Raw genomic sequence first — 16,242 nt, 5'->3', positions numbered from 1 at the left:
AAAAAAGAGGCGCCGCCGTTTCGTTCAGGTGACCCGGTTCGGCGCCATGAAGCCGGCAAGGCAGGCGCCGCTGTAGTCCGCCTCCGTCGGGCGTTTGTCGAAATCGACGATGGCAAGGCCCGCGGTCGGATAGCCGAAGGGGGCGGCCGTCTCGGCCATCGCCTTGCCGACGAGGCGGAAGAAGAACTCCTCGATCATCGGATTGTGCCCGACGATCATCACGGCCTTTTCCTGCCGCTCGGCGAAGGCGAGCTCGGCATAGGTGTCGACCGTGCCGGAATAGAGCGAATCCACATAGGCGATGGGGAGCTCCTCGCTCATCGTGCGGTGGAAGGGTTCTGCCGTCTGGTGGCAGCGCACGGCGGTTGAGGAAAAGATGACGTCCGGGCGGTAGCCCTGGTCCGCCGCCTCCTCGGCGATCACCTCGGCCTCCGCGAAGCCCTCGTCGTCGAGCGCGCGGTCGAAATCGGACTGGCCGGGCTGCGTCCAGGCGGCGCGGGCGTGGCGGAGGATATAGAGCCGGAAAGCCGGCGTGCCGAGAGATGCCAAGTCGTGTCCTCCATCCGCCCGCGGCCGGTGATCGGCGGCGCTTTCCGATTTCATGTCTTCCCGCGCCGGAAAGATCAACCGCTTTTGAACGGACGACAGCTTCGCGAAAGCAAAACGCGCACTATCTATAGGAAGGATGCGCGTTCCTGCCCGTATGGCGGCGGGACGGGGCCGGAAAGGCAGTCCGGTCGCGGCCTCCGTCTTGCGGGAAAGGGCAAATGGTTTCGCCCTTCCATCGGCGGGTTTTGCCATCCCGTTGTAATCTTGATGAAATATTCGTCGGGCATGGACCGCATATCAAGGCAGGCGCGAAAACCGTGGGTAATTCCCGGCAGGCTTGAATCAGGAAACCCGTAGGGATATACAGCGCGCCTTGAGATGTTCTTCAGGAGAATCGCGTTGAGTGAGAAGATCGATCTTAGCAATTTCGTCCTCGACGAGGACGAGGAATTCATGAACGCAAACCAGCGGGCTTACTTTCGAGCGAAGCTGAACGCCTGGAAAAACGATATTCTGCGCGAAGCGCGCGAAACCCTCGATCATCTGGCGGAAGAAAGCGCCAACCACCCGGACCTCGCGGACCGGGCATCCTCGGAAACCGACCGGGCCATCGAACTTCGGGCACGCGATCGCCAGCGCAAGTTGATCTCCAAGATCGATGCGGCACTGCAGCGTCTCGACGAAGGCACCTACGGCTATTGCGAGGAAACGGGCGAACCGATCGGCCTCAAGCGTCTCGACGCCCGCCCGATCGCCACGCTCTCGATCGAGGCGCAGGAGCGCCATGAACGCAGGGAGAAGGTGTATCGCGACGAATAGGCGCGTCCCGCGGGCCCGAGGAGGCCCGCAGGCACCGCCTTGAAGGAACGACACCGGAATATCCGGTGCAGGCCGGCTTCGGGCTGTACCACCAATTGAAAGCCGCCGGAAACGCCCGTTTCCAGCGGCTTTTTCTTTGGGATGCCGTGGCTTCAGGATTTGCGGTTGGCCGCGATCTCGCCGAGCAGGCGCGCCATTTCCGCTTCGGTCTCTTCCCGGCTCTTGGCGGGCGGCTGCTGGCCCTGGCCGGTTGCGCCGAAGCCCTGCCCGGATGCGGCGACCGGCTGCACGGCGGCGCGCGCGGGCGCGGCGAGGGCCGCGTTGCTCGTCATTTCCGCTTCGAGGATCTTTTCGAATTCGCTGATCAGCGCCGGATTGTCGGCGGTTTTTTCCGCCGGCTTCGCATTCGCCGCCGTCACCGGGCGCTGCACGGCCTGGCCCTGGGCCGCGGTGGTGGTTGCCGCGACCTGCGGCGTCAGCACGCGCTGGCGGTTCTGTTCCAGAAGGTCTTCCACGCGCCGCTCCGGCGTGCGCTGCTGGGCCGCGGCCTGCACCTGATGGGCGGTTGCCGGCTGGGAAACCGGGCGGACCGGCACGGGGCGGGCGGCGGTCTCCTCGTCGGCGGCGTAGAGCACCTTGCCCATGGCGGAAACGCCGTCGGGCTGGTTGGCCGGGCGGCGCTCGGCGGCGCTTGCCGTCGCGACGGCGGCGGAACGGGCGGCGACCGGCGTTTCGACCGGCCTGGTGAGAGGTTCCTGCGCCGGCTGCTGCACGGGCTCGGCCTTGTGCGCCTTCTGCTCCACCGGCTGCGCGGTGCTTTCGGCCGGCGTGGACACGATGCGCGATTCGATCACCACGTCCGTCGGTCCGCCGATCATGATGAGATGTTCCACGTCGTCGCGGCGCACCAGCACGAGCCGGCGGCGTGTATCGATCGCCGCGGCGTCGAGCACGGCAAGGCGCGGCAGCCGGTTGCGCCCGCCGCGGATGAACGGCGAGGAGGGGCGTCCGCGGACGATCCACAGCACGAGCGCGAGGCAGAGAAGGCCGAGCAGCACCACCACGGCGGCGACGATGAACTTCGTGCCGTTCTCGGTGAGAATCTCCTGGAACATGGGCGGTTACTCCTTTTCGGCACGGTGGCTGCATTTGAAGGCTTTTTTCGGGCTCCTACAAGCCGCCTTCGCCGGTTGTCCAGCGCCGATTGCCGGCCTGGGCGGCCCTGCGGCCGGCAATCGGCTGAATCAGTGGGAATATTCCCTGTGAATTGGCGGCCTTGCTTCCCCTCGACGGCTTTTTGCGCTTCCCTCGGGCGGATAAACATGATTCCCGCATCGCATGCGGATGGCAGACAGTGCCGCGCGCCGGTGCAGACGAGGGATTGATGACGACGATGAAGCGGCCGGGCGAGGACACTATGCCGATCGTGGACCGCGGCATGCGGCCGGCGGTCGCGTTGCGGATCGTGCTGCTCGCCCTCGTGCTGGCGGCCTCCGCCGGCGCGTTCATCGTCTTCAAGAACCAGCTCGACAACGAACTGGTGCTCGGCGTTCTCGGCGTTCTCGCCATGGCCGGCATCTTCTTCGTCGTTTCCGCGCTCATCGGCTTCATCGAGGTGATGCCGGAGGCGAAGGATTCCGGCGAGCTTGCCCAGTCCTTCCTCGATTCCCATCCCGACGGCACCGTCGTCACCGACCGCAAGGGCCGCATCGTCTATGCCAACGCCGCCTACGGCGCGCTGACCGGGGCGAAGGGCGGCGCGGAAATCCAGACGCTCGAAACCTTGCTGTCGCGCAACCGCGAGGCGACGGAGGCCGTCTACCGCCTGACCAACGGCCTGCACGAGGGCAAGGAAGGCGCGGAGGAGTTCCGCGTCCAGAAGACGCTCAACGCCGCCTCCTCCAGCGGCTCCGGCGCGCACTGGTATCGCCTCAAGGCGCGCGTGCTGCCGAGCCGCAAGGGCGGCCAGCCGCTCTATATCTGGCAGATTTCCGACATCACCTCCGAGCGGGACGACCAGGAGCGCTTCTTCAAGGAATTGCAGAACGCCATCGATTATCTCGACCATGCGCCGGCCGGCTTCTTCTCCGCCGGGCGCAAGGGCGAGATCGTCTATCTCAATGCGACGCTCGCCGAATGGCTCGGCATCGACCTGACGAAATTCCAGCCCGGTTCGCTCGCCATTGCCGACGTCGTGGCGGGCGAGGGGCTTGCGCTCATCCAGTCCGTGCAGGCCGAGCCCGGCCTCAAGCGCACCGAGACGCTGGACCTCGATCTCCGGAAGACCAACGGCCAGAGCCTTCCGGTGCGCATCGTGCACCGCGTCTCCTCCATGCGCGACGGCGCGCCGGGCGAAAGCCGCACCATCGTGCTGGCGCGCGAGGAGGGCGGGCAGAACGACCAGTCCGCCTCCATCGCCTCGATGCGCTTCACGCGCTTCTTCAACAATACGCCGATGGCGATCGCCTCCGTCGACGGGGACGGGCGCATCCTGCGCACCAACGCGCCCTTCCTGAAGCTCTTTTCCGGCGTCGTCTCGCGGGACGACATCGACCGCGGCGTCAAGCTCGAGACCATCGTGCACGAGACCGATCGCGTGCGCCTCGAGGCCGCCGTGGAGGCCGCCAAGGACCGGCAGGGCGATATTCCGCCCATCGATTCCCTGCATCCGGCCGATGACGGCCGGCATTTCCGCTTCTACGTGAACGCCGTCATCGATCAGAGCGACGAGGCGCCGGAAGAGGCGGCCATCGTCTATGCCGTCGAGATCACCGAGCAGAAGGCGCTCGAAACGCAGATGGCGCAGACGCAGAAGATGAACGCGGTCGGCACGCTCGCCGGCGGCATCGCGCACGACTTCAACAACGTGCTGACGGCGATCCTGCTCTCCTCCGACCACCTGCTGCTCTCCGCGCGTCCCTCCGATGCGAGCTTCGCCGATCTCATGGAGATCAAGCGCAACGCCAACCGCGCCGCCGTGCTGGTGCGCCAGCTTCTCGCCTTCTCGCGCAAGCAGACGATGCGCCCGACCGTCCTCAACCTCACCGACGTCATCGGCGACCTGCGCATGCTCGTCGACCGCATGACCGGCACCAACGTCAAGATCGACGTGGAATACGGCCGCGACCTCTGGGCCGTGAAGACGGACCTCGGCCAGTTCGAGCAGGTGCTGATCAACCTTGCCGTCAATGCGCGCGACGCCATGCCGGAGGGCGGCACCATCACCTTCCGCACGCGCAACGTGCCCGCCGAGGAAGCGGCCGCGCGCAACCTGCGCGACCTGCCGCCGGGCGACTATGTGGAAGTGGAGGTCGCCGACCAGGGCACCGGCATTCCGCAGGAGATCATCGACAAGATCTTCGAGCCCTTCTTCACCACCAAGGAAGTGGGCAAGGGCACGGGCCTCGGCCTTTCCATGGTCTACGGCATCGTCAAGCAGTCCGGCGGCTACATCTACCTCGATTCCGAGGTCGGCAAGGGTACCACCTTCCGCATCCTCATGCCGCGCCATATCGAGGAGATCGTGCCGGAAGCCGAGGCGGTGCCGCAGGCCGGTGGCGGGCAGGCCGCTGCCGCCCTCCCGGCGCCGGAAAAGGAGCCGCGCGACCTGACCGGCGGTTCCGCCGTCGTCCTTCTCGTCGAGGACGAGGAGGCGGTGCGCCGCGGCGGCAAGCGCATGCTGGAGACCCGCGGCTACACGGTGCACGAGGCCGGCTCCGGCGTGGAAGCGCTCGAGATCATGGAAGAGCTGGACGGCGCGGTCGACATCGTCGTCTCGGACGTCGTCATGCCGGAAATGGACGGGCCGTCGCTGCTGCGCGAATTGCGCAAGACCTATCCGGACATGAAGTTCATCTTCGTCTCCGGCTACGCCGAAGACGCCTTCGCCCGCAACCTGCCCGCCGACGCCAAATTCGGCTTCCTGCCGAAGCCCTTCTCGCTGAAGCAGCTTGCCGAGGCGGTGCGGGAGATGCTGGACGCGTGAGGCTGCGGGGCGGCGTTTGCGCTGTGCGGCTTCGATGGATGGGGGGAGGCGGCTGCTTACTCTATCCCCCACCATCCGGGCCGCACCCTCTCCTCCGTCATGCTCGGGCTTGACCCGAGCATCCACAGCCGCAGGTGCCGTGTGGATCCTCGGGTCAAGCCCGAGCATGACGACCTTGGAGGGTGGTGCTGCACGGTGGCGGGGCGACAGGAAAGAGACGGCGAAGCACGAGAAAAGCGGTCGGCGTGAACCGGCCGCCCGCGAATATCAATCCACCAGTGCCACGGCGATTTCCGCCGCAAGCCGCGCGTTGTTCTCCACCAGTGCGATGTTCGTCTTGAGGCTGCGCCCGTCCGTCAGGTGGAAGAGGTTGTCGAGCAGGTAGGGGGTGACGGCCTTGCCGGCGATCTCGTCGCGCTCGGCGTTGTCGATCGCGCGGGCGATGTAGATCTCCATTTCCTCGCGCGGGATCTCGTCGGCCTCCGGCACGGGATTGGCGATCAGCATGCCGCCTGTAATGCCGAGCGCTTCGCGCACCGCCTGGAAATTGGCGATGGCGGCCGGGCTGTTGAGCATCAGCGGGCTCTTGAGCCCCGAATCGCGCGACCAGAAGGCCGGGAAGACCGGGCTGTCATAGGTGACGACCGGCACGCCGCGGGTCTCCAGCACTTCCAGCGTCTTCGGAATGTCGAGGATCGCCTTGGCGCCGGCGCAGACGACGATGACACCGGTGCGCGCCAGCTCCTCGAGGTCGGCCGAGATGTCGAAGGTCTCTTCCGCGCCGCGATGTACGCCGCCGATGCCGCCGGTGGCGAAGACCTTGATGCCGGCAAGCGCCGCGCCGATCATCGTCGCCGCGACCGTGGTGGCGCCCGTGCGGCGCTCGGCGATGGCGAAGGCGAGGTCGGCGCGCGAGACCTTCATGGCGCCCTCGCTCTGCGAGAGCGCTTCGAGCTGCGCATCCTCAAGGCCGATATGCAGCACGCCGTCGATCACCACGATGGTGGCCGGCACGGCGCCTTCCTCGCGGATGATGCGCTCGACGCTGCGCGCCATGTCGAGATTGCCGGGATAGGGCATGCCGTGGGTGATGATGGTCGATTCGAGGGCGACGATCGGCGCGCCGCGCGCCTTTGCGGCGGCGACTTCGGCGGAATATTGCAGCGGCAGGCTGGGGGTGAGGGGGCTGGTCATGACGTGTCCTTACGCGATCCTGGGAGGAATCCTGGGCAAAAAAGTCTCATGACAGGATTTCGGCCTTCGGCACAAGAAAAAGTGCGTCGGCAAGCGCCTCTTCCGACATTTCCTCGGCGACGGCGAGGGGCGAGCGCACGGTGATGGCCGCCGCCGCCACGCCATGGCGCAGCGCCTCGCCGATCCCCGCGCCGCGGGCCCAGGCGCTGAGGAAACCGGAGGCGAGCGAATCGCCCGCCCCGGTGACGTCGCCGAGCGCGGGGATATCCGGCGGCACGACGAGGGCGGCGCCCGTCTCGTCGAAGGCGACGACGCCCCGGCCGCCGCGTGTCACCACGCCTGCGGAAAGTCCCGCTTCGCGCAGCGCCTTCGGCCAGTCGGCCGGGTCCTCCGGCGAAGCGCCTGTCAGCGTGCGGGCCTCCGCCTCGTTCATGAAGAGGAAGGCGAGGGCGGAAAGGTTTTCCCTGAACCGCACGACCTTCGCCGGCGAGATGGCGATGCCGGCGAGCGGCAGCCGCAAGGACGTCGCAGCCCGGGCGATCGCGGCAAGCGTTTCGGCCGGCAGGTTGGCGTCGGTGAGGATGACATCGGCCTCCGCCATCGCCTCGCGCATCGCCCGCTGCTGCAGGCGGCGCGGCGAGAACAGCCGGTAGAGCTCCATGTCGGCGAGCGCGATGACGAGGTTGCCGTCCCGCTCGATGATCGCGGTATAGCTCGGCGTTGCGCGGTCGAGGAAGACGAAGGGCGTGTCCTCGACGCCCGCCGCTTCCGCCGCCGCCGTCACGATATCGCCGTCCGCATCCCCGCCGCGCGGCGAGACGAGCCGCACGCGGTGGCCGAGCCGGGCGAGGTTGCGCGCCGCGTTGAACGCGCCGCCGCCCGCCTCCACGAACCACGTTCCCGGATTGCTCGCCCCCGGCGCCGTCTCGCCGGCGATGCGCCCGCGCCTGTCCACATGGGCGCCGCCCAGCACCAGTATCCTGCTACCCGTCATCGTCATCCTCTATGCGCCGATTCGGCCCCGAACGCCCGCCGCGGCAGGGGTTCCGGACCTGTTCGCCCGCCTGTTTCATCCACCGGAAACGAAAATAGAACACGCACTCGATTCACAAATCCATTCAAATGGATGATGGTACCTTGCAAAACGAGAACAAAATGTGTACATAGCTTTCATCGGCGGCTTCGTTGCCTGTCTTGCTTCAATAACCTAAAGGTGGACCAAATGGCACAGAACACTTTGCGGCTCGTAGAGGATAAAACAGTGGATAAAAGCAAGGCACTCGAAGCGGCTCTCTCCCAGATCGAGCGCTCGTTCGGCAAGGGCTCCATCATGAAGCTCGGCGGCAAGGACAGCGTGATCGAGGTCGAGACGGTCTCGACGGGTTCGCTCAGCCTCGACGTCGCGCTCGGCATCGGCGGCCTGCCGAAGGGCCGCATCATCGAGATCTACGGGCCGGAAAGCTCGGGCAAGACGACGCTGGCGCTGCAGACCATCGCCGAATCCCAGAAGAAGGGCGGCATCTGCGCCTTCGTCGATGCCGAACACGCGCTCGATCCGGTCTATGCCCGCAAGCTCGGCGTCGACCTTGAAAACCTGCTGATCTCGCAGCCGGACACCGGCGAGCAGGCGCTCGAGATCACCGATACGCTGGTGCGCTCCGGCGCCATCGACGTGCTGGTCGTCGACTCGGTCGCAGCGCTTACGCCGCGCGCCGAAATCGAGGGCGAGATGGGCGAGAGCCTGCCCGGCCTCCAGGCCCGCCTGATGAGCCAGGCGCTGCGCAAGCTGACGGCGTCCATCTCCAAGTCCAACACGATGGTCATCTTCATCAACCAGATCCGCATGAAGATCGGCGTCGTCTACGGTTCGCCGGAGGTGACGACCGGCGGCAACGCGCTGAAGTTCTACGCCTCCGTCCGCCTCGACATCCGCCGCATCGGCGCCGTCAAGGAGCGCGACGAGGTGATCGGCAACCAGACCCGCGTCAAGGTCGTCAAGAACAAGATGGCCCCGCCCTTCAAGCAGGTCGAGTTCGATATCATGTACGGAGAGGGCGTGTCCAAGACGGGCGAGCTCATCGACCTCGGCGTCAAGGCCGGCATCGTCGAGAAATCGGGCGCCTGGTTCTCCTACAACAGCCAGCGCCTCGGCCAGGGCCGCGAGAACGCCAAGACGTTCCTGCGCGACAACCCGGATCTCGCCCGCGAGATCGAGACGGCGCTGCGCCAGAATGCCGGCCTCATCGCCGACCGCTTCCTGGAAAACGGCGGGCCGGATCCGAACGACGGCAGCGACGGCGAAGTGTAATCGCCGCGCAACGGTGGTGAAAAACTCGAAAGACCGGCCTCTTCTTCGCGAAAGGCCGGTTTTTTGGTGTCTGGACAGGTGCCGAGGCGGGCGATAAAAGCCTTGGGTTCGCGCGCGCGCCCGGGGTTTCCGGCCTTTTTGGGAAGGCTGTCGGCAGGCGCGCGCAACTTCGACGGAATTCGCGGATGGATGGCCCCGAGCGGCCTCCGGCGGGCACTCCGGCCGGCGGGGCGATTTCGCATCTGCTGAACGTGACATTGGGTGGATGACGCGCCGGCCACCGGCGTGCGCAGGGCAAGATGAAGGACGCGATATGAGCGGCGTGAATGAGATCCGGTCGACTTTTCTCGACTATTTCCGAAAGAACGGACACGAGGTCGTGCCGTCCAGTCCGCTCGTGCCGCGCAACGACCCGACCCTAATGTTCACCAATGCCGGCATGGTGCAGTTCAAGAACGTCTTCACCGGCCTGGAGACGCGTCCCTATTCCACGGCGGTCACCGCGCAGAAATGCGTGCGCGCCGGCGGCAAGCACAACGACCTCGACAATGTCGGCTATACCGCGCGCCACCACACCTTCTTCGAGATGCTCGGCAACTTCTCCTTCGGCGACTACTTCAAGGAGCGCGCGATCGAGCTTGCCTGGAATCTGATCACGAAGGAATTCGGCATCGACAGGACGCGGCTGCTCGTCACCGTCTACCACACGGACGACCAGGCTTTCGACCTCTGGAAGAAGATCGCCGGCCTTTCCGACGACCGCATCATCCGCATCCCGACCAGCGACAATTTCTGGGCGATGGGCGATACCGGCCCGTGCGGCCCCTGTTCGGAAATCTTCTACGACCACGGCGACCACATCTGGGGCGGCCCGCCCGGCTCGCCGGAAGAGGACGGCGACCGCTTCATCGAGATCTGGAACCTCGTCTTCATGCAGTTCGAGCAGTTGACGAAGGAAGAGCGCGTCGACCTGCCGCGTCCGTCCATCGACACCGGCATGGGCCTCGAGCGTATCGCCGCGCTCCTCCAGGGCAAGCACGACAACTATGACATCGACCTCTTCCGCGCGCTGATCGAGGCCTCGGTCGAGGCGACCGGCGTTCCGGCCGAGGGCGAGGCGCGCGCCAGCCACCGCGTCATCGCCGACCACCTGCGTTCCTCCGCCTTCCTGATTGCCGACGGCGTGCTGCCGGCCAAGGACGGCCGCGGCTATGTGCTGCGCCGCATCATGCGCCGCGCCATGCGCCACGCCCAGCTGCTCGGCGCCAAGGAGCCGCTGATGTGGAAGTTGCTGCCGACGCTGGTCGGCGAGATGGGCCGCGCCTATCCCGAGCTCCAGCGCGCCGAAGCGCTCATCTCCGAGACGCTGAAGCTGGAGGAAACCCGCTTCCGCACCACGCTGGAGCGCGGCCTCAATCTCCTCTCCGACGCGACCGGCACGCTTCACAAGGGCGACATGCTGGACGGCGAGACCGCCTTCAAGCTCTACGACACCTACGGCTTCCCGCTGGACCTGACGCAGGACGCGCTGCGCGCCCGCGAGATCGGCGTCGACCTTGCCGGCTTCACCGATGCCATGGAGCGCCAGAAGGCCGAGGCGCGCTCGCACTGGGCGGGCTCGGGCGACAAGGCGACCGAGACGATCTGGTTCGAGCTGAAGGAGAAGTTCGGCGCGAGCGAATTCCTCGGCTACGACACCGAGACGGCCGAGGGCGTCGTCCAGGCGATCGTCCGCGACGGCAAGGCGGTCGATTCCGCCTCGGCCGGCGATGAGGTGCAGATCGTCTTCAACCAGACGCCGTTCTATGGCGAATCCGGCGGCCAGATGGGCGATACGGGCACGATTGCGGGCGACAATGCGAAGCTTTCCGTTTCCGATACGCATAAGAAGGGCGAGGGCCTTTTCGTGCATGTGGCGACCGTCGCGGAAGGCACGCTCAAGGTGGGCGATGCCGTGGCGCTGACGGTCGACCATGCTCGCCGCTCGCGCCTTCGCGCCAACCATTCGGCGACCCACCTCCTGCACGAGGCGCTGCGCGAGGTGCTCGGCACCCATGTCGCGCAGAAGGGCTCGCTCGTCGCGCCCGAGCGCCTGCGCTTCGACGTGTCGCATCCCAAGCCCATGTCGGCCGAGGAACTGCGCGTCATCGAGGACATGGCGAACGAGATCATCGTGCAGAACGCGCCCGTCACCACGCGCCTGATGACCGTGGACGACGCGATTGCCGAGGGCGCCATGGCGCTCTTCGGCGAGAAGTACGGCGATGAGGTCCGCGTCGTCTCCATGGGCACGGGCGTTCGCGGCGCCAAGGCGAACCGGCCCTATTCGGTCGAGCTTTGCGGCGGCACGCATGTTTCCGCCACGGGCGAGATCGGCCTCGTGCGCATCGTTTCGGAAAGCGCCGTCGGCTCGGGCGTGCGCCGTCTGGAAGCGCTGACGGGCGAGGCGGCCCGCGCCTATCTCGCCGAGCAGGACGAGCGCGTGAAGGCGCTCGCCACGGCGCTGAAGGCCCAGCCGAACGAAGTGCTCGCCCGCGTCGAGGCGCTGGTCGACGAGCGCCGCAAGCTGGAGCGCGAACTGACCGAGGCGAAGAAGAAGCTGGCGCTGTCCGGCGGCGGTTCGGCCGGCGGGGACGAGGGCGTGCGCGAGGTTGCCGGCCTCAAATATCTCGGCAAGGTCGTCACCGGCGTCGAGCCGAAGGACCTGAAGAGCCTTGCCGACGAAGGCAAGAAGAGCCTCGGTTCCGGCGTCGTCGCCTTCGTCGGCGTTTCGCCGGACGGCAAGGCGAGCGCGGTGGTCGCCGTGACGGAAGACCTGACGGGCCGCTTCAGCGCGGTTGACCTCGTGCGCCGCGCCTCCGAGGCGCTCGGCGGCAAGGGCGGCGGCGGGCGTCCCGACATGGCGCAGGCCGGCGGGCCGGACGGCGGCAAGGCGGCCGATGCCATCGAGGCGGTCGCTTCGGCACTCGCCGGCTGACCTTCCTTCGGGATACGGAATCGAGACGACGGCGGGCCTCGGCCCGCCGTTTTCGTTTGCGAAGTCTTCAAGGTTTGCGCCTAGTCTCGCCGCGTGCGGAGTGCGTGCCTTGATTGAAGATATCATCAGCATATCGACCTTGATGATCTGTACCTTCCTGTCGACCATGGTCGTCGGGATTTTCATGCTCCAGGTCTGGCTGACCGACCGGCGCCATGCGGCGGCCGGCTACTGGTGCGTTTCCATGTGGGTCGGCTCGCTGTGCACGCTGCTCTATGCGCTTCGCCCGGTCGGCTTTCCCCTGTTGACCGTCGGGCTCAGCAATGCGCTCGCCGCCTTCGCCTATGCCCTCATGTGGGCGGGCTTCCGGGTGTTCGACCGCCGGCGGGTCCATCTGCCGGTCGTGCTCACCGGGCCGGCGCTTTGGGGGCTCGCCTATCTCTTCCTGCCGCAGGTTTCGGGCGATGTGAACAACCGCATCATCCTCTCCTCGGTGATCATCACCACCTATTCGCTCTGGATGGGCGTCGACATCTGGCGCGGACGCGGCGGCGAAAGGCTGCCGACCCGCACCATGTCCGCCGTCTTCTTCCTCACCCACGGCGTCATCTATTCGCTGCGCATTCCCATGGCGATCCTCACGCCGGCGCAGCTTGCCCACGGCACGGCCTATTCCGCCTGGTTCGCCGTGTTCTCGCTGGAGCTGTTCGCCCACACGATCCTTGCCGCCGTCGCCATGCTGGTGCTCATCAAGGAGCGCGGCGAGGCGCTTTACCGGCAGGCTTCGCGCACAGACGCGCTGACCGGGATACCCAACCGCGGCTCCTTCCTCGAAGACATCCAGACGCGGCTCTCCGGCAAGGGGCAGGGCACGCTGATGATCTTCGACCTCGACCGCTTCAAGGCCATCAACGATACCCACGGCCATGTCGCGGGCGACACGGTGCTGAAGCGTTTTTCCGCCCGCGTCAGCGCCCTGCTGGAGGATGGCATGCTGTTCTGCCGCTTCGGCGGCGAGGAATTCGCGCTTTTCGCGCCGGTGCACGATATCGCCCGGGCCGAAGCCTTCGCGGAAATGCTGCGCCGGGAGACGGCGGGTATCGCCATCGCCTCGGGCGCGGGCGATATCCGCATGTCCGTCAGCATCGGCCTTGCCGATGTCGCGACCTTCGGGGCGGATTTCGACCGGCTGCATTCCGCCGCCGACAGTGCGCTCTATGCCGCCAAGGAGGCCGGGCGCGACCGCGTGATGCGGGCGACGCCCTCCGCCGGCCTTCCGGATATGGCCGGCCGCATGCGGGCCGCCGATGCGCCACCGGCAAGCACCGCGCTGACGGCTTGATCAGCCGGCGTTGGCCGCCTGAAGCTGGCGGTGCATCTCCTCGTCGTCGAGGGCCTTGGCTTTCAGGTGGGCGGGGCGATCCTTCAGGCGATCCCAATAGGCCTGGAATTCCGGCCGCGGCTCGATCGTGTTGAACTGCAGGCCCCAGTTGACGTGCGCGCCCACATAGACGTCGGCGGCCGTGAAGGTATCGCCGGCAATATAGGGCGTGCGGCCGACGGCGAGTGACAGTGCGTCCATCACCGCTTCGAAGCTGCCGCAACCGATGCTGCGCTGGCGTTCCTTCGGGATCTCGATGCCGAAGGCCTTGAGGGAGACGGCCGTTTCCAGCGGGCCGGCGGCGAAGAAGAGCCAGCGGTAGTAGTCGGCGCGGGCATCGTTGGCCGGTGCGAGGCCGGCTTCGGGGAAGGCGTCGGCGAGATAGGCGCAGATCGCCGCGCCCTCGGTAACGACCGCCTTGCCGTGGCGGATGGCGGGCACCTTGCCCATCGGGTTGAGCGCGAGATAGTCCGGCGCCTTCATCGAGCCGTCATAGGTCAGCCATTGTATGCGGTAGGGCGCGCCCACCTCTTCCAGCATCCAGCGAGCGATGCGCCCGCGCGACATGGGGTTGCTGTAGAAAACCAGTTCGTCTGCCATGGGCCTCTCCTGTGCTGGCGGGAGAATAGGGCAAGGTACGGACGCTGCAAGGGGCAGAAAAAAGCCCGTCGGCGGGACCGTCGGGCTTTTCGTTTCAGACCGGCTTGTTGTGCGGCTGGAAAAGTTTCCCGCGCTCGGCGAGGAGCACGAAGACGAGGCCGACGATCGACACGGAGAAGAAGCCGGTGACGAGCGGCAGCGCCGTGCCGTTGAAGGACTGGCCGATGACCGCGCCGATGATCGTGCCGCCGGCCGTGCCCATGAAGCCGAGCACGGAGGAGGCCGTGCCGGCGACGTGGCCGAGCGGCTCCATGGCGAGCGAGTTGAAGTTCGAGCCGATCCAGCCGAACTGGAACATCGCCAGCGCGAAGAGCACGATGAAGATCGGGAAGGGCACATGCGGCGTCCACAGCAGCGTCAGCACCAGCCAGAGCGTGTTGATGCCGAGGAAGCCCAAAAGCGCGCCATGCGACAGGCGCCGCATGCCGAACCGGCCGACGAGGCGCGAATTGACGAAGGACGACAGCGCCATGAAGGTGGCGACGCCCGCAAAGGCGAGCGGGAACCACACGCCGAGCTCGTAGATGCCGACATAGATCTGCTGGGCCGAGTTGATGAAGCCGAACAGCGCGCCGAAGATGAAGGTGCTCGCCAGCGTATAACAGAGTGCCACGCGATCCGTCAGCACGATGCGGAAGCCGCCGAGCACCGAGCGCACCGTGAAGGGGCGCACGTCGTCGGCATGCAGCGTCTCGGGCAGGCGCAGGTACATCCAGGTGCCGATGACGGCGGCCATCACCGCCATGAAGACGAAGATCAGGTGCCATTCGCCGAACAGCATGACGATCTGCCCCGTGCCCGGCGCCATGACCGGCACGACCATGAACACCATCATGATCAGCGACATGACCTCGGCCATCGCGCGCCCGCCGAAGACGTCGCGGACGATGGAGACCGTGATGACGCGCATGGCGGCCGAGCCGATGCCCTGGATGAAGCGCAGCGCAAGGAGCGCGGCAAAGCTCGGCACGAGGATCGCCGCAAGCGAGGAGACGACGTAGATGGCAAGGCCGAAGAACATGGGGCTGCGCCGGCCGAAACGGTCGGAGACCGGGCCGTAGAGAAGCTGCGCGAAGGCAAAGCCGATCAGGTAGGCCGAAATGACATATTGCCGATGGTTCTCGTTTTCCACGCCGAGGCTGGCGCCGATCTGCTGGAGGCCGGGCAGCATGATGTCGATGGCAAGCGCGTTGAGCGCCATGAGGAGCGCCATGAGCGCGATGAATTCTATCTTGCCCATGCCTTTCAGGCGCTGGGCCGCTTCGGGGGAAAGTCCAGTCATATCAATTTAATCCATGAAAGAGATAAGGCGCCGCTTTATGCGGCGCCTTTGAAAAGCTCTGGGCCGGAATGGACCGTTAAGCGTCAGGCGGCGCCCTTGACGGCGATACCCTGTCCCTGAAGGTGGGACTGCAACTCGCCCGACTGGAACATCTCGCGCACGATGTCGCAACCGCCGACGAACTCACCCTTCACGTAAAGCTGCGGGATGGTCGGCCAGTTGGAATAGTCCTTGATGCCCTGGCGGATGTCGGCGTCGGCGAGGACGTTGATGCCCTTGTAGTCCACACCCACGTAGTCGAGGATCTGCACGACCTGGCCGGAGAACCCGCACTGGGGGAATTCCGGCGTGCCCTTCATGAACAGGACGACGTCGTTGCTCTTCACTTCGTTTTCGATGAAATCGTGGATGCCGCTCATTGTCGTATTCCCTAGCAAATCGGTTTCAAGGACCGATGCGATGAACCATTCGCCCTAGATAACAACCTCGGGTGACAAATGCCATAAGGCCCTCGCAAATTTTGCAAGGGCCGTTCCCGCTCCCGTTCAAGGTGTTGCGCGTTGGCCGCGGTTCTACCGGCTGCGCTGGCGGCTGCGGCTTGCCGCCGTCTTGCGGCGGCTCACCTGCTTGCGCGGGCGCTTGGCCGCCTTCTTCTCCGGCTTCAGCGCCGCCTCGAGGATATCGCCGAGGAGGCCGCCGGAGGCTTTCTTGCGCGTCGTCGTCTTGCGGCGCGTGCGCCTGGTCGTCGCCTTGCGCACGCCGGTCTTCTTCAGCACCTCTTTCAGGGCTGCATCGACCACGCCGGAAACGAGCTCGTCGAGAAGGCCGGCCATGGCGGTCAGTCCGGGATGGAGGTCTGGAGGGCGAGGGCGTGCAGGACGCCGCCCATGTTGCCCTTCAGGGCGTCGTAGACCATCTGGTGCTGCTGCACGCGGGTCTTGCCGCGGAAGGCTTCCGCGATGACCTCGGCGGCATAGTGGTCCCCATCGCCGGCAAGATCGCGGATGACCACCTTCGCTCCGGGAATGCCGGTCTTGATGAGGTCTTCGATATCGCCGGGTGACATGGCCATGGAATTCTCCCTTAT

Annotated in this window: 14 protein-coding genes; 5 read left to right on the top strand and 9 right to left on the bottom strand. The window is 66.2% G+C overall.

Features of this window, described 5'->3' with window-relative positions; translation table 11 throughout:
- Window positions 1–24 precede the first annotated feature (24 nt).
- Window positions 25–549, bottom strand: a complete 525-nt coding sequence (locus ACZ5TO_RS08695) for a SixA phosphatase family protein (protein WP_464800220.1) — start codon at window positions 547–549, stop codon at window positions 25–27.
- Between the two features lie 399 nt (window positions 550–948).
- Between ACZ5TO_RS08695 and dksA the strand changes: the two genes are divergently transcribed.
- Window positions 949–1,368, top strand: a complete 420-nt coding sequence (dksA, locus tag ACZ5TO_RS08690) for an RNA polymerase-binding protein DksA (RefSeq protein WP_184141385.1) — start codon at window positions 949–951, stop codon at window positions 1,366–1,368.
- Between the two features lie 152 nt (window positions 1,369–1,520).
- Here the strand turns inward: dksA and ACZ5TO_RS08685 are convergent, their stop codons facing one another.
- On the bottom strand, window positions 1,521–2,483 hold the full coding sequence (locus ACZ5TO_RS08685) for a flagellar biosynthetic protein FliO (RefSeq protein ID WP_464800219.1): 963 nt from the start codon (window positions 2,481–2,483) through the stop codon (window positions 1,521–1,523).
- A 269-nt stretch (window positions 2,484–2,752) separates the two neighbouring features.
- On the opposite strand from ACZ5TO_RS08685, the gene cckA reads away from it, so the two are divergent.
- A complete protein-coding gene (gene cckA, locus ACZ5TO_RS08680) occupies window positions 2,753–5,353 on the top strand; it encodes a cell cycle histidine kinase CckA (RefSeq protein ID WP_464800218.1) in 2,601 nt (866 codons plus the stop codon).
- A gap of 267 nt (window positions 5,354–5,620) precedes the next feature.
- On the opposite strand, the gene ACZ5TO_RS08675 is transcribed toward cckA, so the two are convergent.
- Window positions 5,621–6,547: a pseudouridine-5'-phosphate glycosidase gene (locus ACZ5TO_RS08675; RefSeq protein WP_464800217.1), complete on the bottom strand. Its 927-nt coding sequence runs from the start codon at window positions 6,545–6,547 to the stop codon at window positions 5,621–5,623.
- A 46-nt stretch (window positions 6,548–6,593) separates the two neighbouring features.
- Complete coding sequence (locus tag ACZ5TO_RS08670) at window positions 6,594–7,541, bottom strand: carbohydrate kinase family protein (RefSeq protein WP_464800216.1); 948 nt, start codon at window positions 7,539–7,541, stop codon at window positions 6,594–6,596.
- Between the two features lie 228 nt (window positions 7,542–7,769).
- On the opposite strand from ACZ5TO_RS08670, the gene recA reads away from it, so the two are divergent.
- The 3 genes from recA to ACZ5TO_RS08655 all read left to right on the top strand — a co-directional run bounded on the left by recA (window position 7,770) and on the right by ACZ5TO_RS08655 (window position 13,174).
- Window positions 7,770–8,855, top strand: coding sequence for a recombinase RecA (gene recA, locus ACZ5TO_RS08665; RefSeq protein ID WP_464800215.1), 1,086 nt, complete (start codon window positions 7,770–7,772; stop codon window positions 8,853–8,855).
- A gap of 313 nt (window positions 8,856–9,168) precedes the next feature.
- Window positions 9,169–11,832, top strand: a complete 2,664-nt coding sequence (gene alaS / locus ACZ5TO_RS08660; RefSeq protein WP_464800214.1) for an alanine--tRNA ligase — start codon at window positions 9,169–9,171, stop codon at window positions 11,830–11,832.
- 109 nt (window positions 11,833–11,941) lie between these two features.
- Entirely contained in the window at window positions 11,942–13,174 is a 1,233-nt protein-coding gene (locus tag ACZ5TO_RS08655; RefSeq protein WP_464800213.1) for a GGDEF domain-containing protein, read from the top strand.
- Here the strand turns inward: ACZ5TO_RS08655 and ACZ5TO_RS08650 are convergent, their stop codons facing one another.
- From ACZ5TO_RS08650 to ACZ5TO_RS08630, 5 genes are all read right to left on the bottom strand, one after another.
- Entirely contained in the window at window positions 13,175–13,813 is a 639-nt protein-coding gene (locus ACZ5TO_RS08650) for a glutathione S-transferase family protein (RefSeq protein ID WP_464800212.1), read from the bottom strand.
- Window positions 13,814–13,907: 94 nt separating this feature from the next.
- Complete coding sequence (locus ACZ5TO_RS08645) at window positions 13,908–15,113, bottom strand: multidrug effflux MFS transporter (protein WP_184142207.1); 1,206 nt, start codon at window positions 15,111–15,113, stop codon at window positions 13,908–13,910.
- Between the two features lie 125 nt (window positions 15,114–15,238).
- Window positions 15,239–15,574, bottom strand: a complete 336-nt coding sequence (gene grxD / locus ACZ5TO_RS08640; RefSeq protein WP_184141403.1) for a Grx4 family monothiol glutaredoxin — start codon at window positions 15,572–15,574, stop codon at window positions 15,239–15,241.
- Window positions 15,575–15,727: 153 nt separating this feature from the next.
- Complete coding sequence (locus ACZ5TO_RS08635) at window positions 15,728–15,988, bottom strand: hypothetical protein (protein ID WP_184141405.1); 261 nt, start codon at window positions 15,986–15,988, stop codon at window positions 15,728–15,730.
- 5 nt (window positions 15,989–15,993) lie between these two features.
- A complete protein-coding gene (locus tag ACZ5TO_RS08630; protein WP_184141407.1) occupies window positions 15,994–16,227 on the bottom strand; it encodes a BolA/IbaG family iron-sulfur metabolism protein in 234 nt (77 codons plus the stop codon).
- Between the last annotated feature and the right edge of the window lie 15 nt (window positions 16,228–16,242).

It is taken from the genome of Shinella sp. Sh6 (assembly GCF_055392685.1).
This window is presented reverse-complemented; position numbering and strand designations above follow the sequence as displayed.

Bases quoted from the DNA above. Each gene is read 5' to 3' on its own strand.
- ACZ5TO_RS08630 (WP_184141407.1), bottom strand. From the start codon at position 16,227: ATGGCCATGTCACCCGGCGATATCGAAGACCTCATCAAGACCGGCATT.
- grxD (WP_184141403.1), bottom strand. From the start codon at position 15,574: ATGAGCGGCATCCACGATTTCATCGAAAACGAAGTGAAGAGCAACGAC.
- recA (WP_464800215.1), top strand. From the start codon at position 7,770: ATGGCACAGAACACTTTGCGGCTCGTAGAGGATAAAACAGTGGATAAA.
- alaS (WP_464800214.1), top strand. From the start codon at position 9,169: ATGAGCGGCGTGAATGAGATCCGGTCGACTTTTCTCGACTATTTCCGA.
- ACZ5TO_RS08635 (WP_184141405.1), bottom strand. From the start codon at position 15,988: ATGGCCGGCCTTCTCGACGAGCTCGTTTCCGGCGTGGTCGATGCAGCC.
- ACZ5TO_RS08650 (WP_464800212.1), bottom strand. From the start codon at position 13,813: ATGGCAGACGAACTGGTTTTCTACAGCAACCCCATGTCGCGCGGGCGC.
- ACZ5TO_RS08685 (WP_464800219.1), bottom strand. From the start codon at position 2,483: ATGTTCCAGGAGATTCTCACCGAGAACGGCACGAAGTTCATCGTCGCC.
- ACZ5TO_RS08670 (WP_464800216.1), bottom strand. From the start codon at position 7,541: ATGACGGGTAGCAGGATACTGGTGCTGGGCGGCGCCCATGTGGACAGG.
- cckA (WP_464800218.1), top strand. From the start codon at position 2,753: ATGACGACGATGAAGCGGCCGGGCGAGGACACTATGCCGATCGTGGAC.
- ACZ5TO_RS08645 (WP_184142207.1), bottom strand. From the start codon at position 15,113: ATGGGCAAGATAGAATTCATCGCGCTCATGGCGCTCCTCATGGCGCTC.
- ACZ5TO_RS08675 (WP_464800217.1), bottom strand. From the start codon at position 6,547: ATGACCAGCCCCCTCACCCCCAGCCTGCCGCTGCAATATTCCGCCGAA.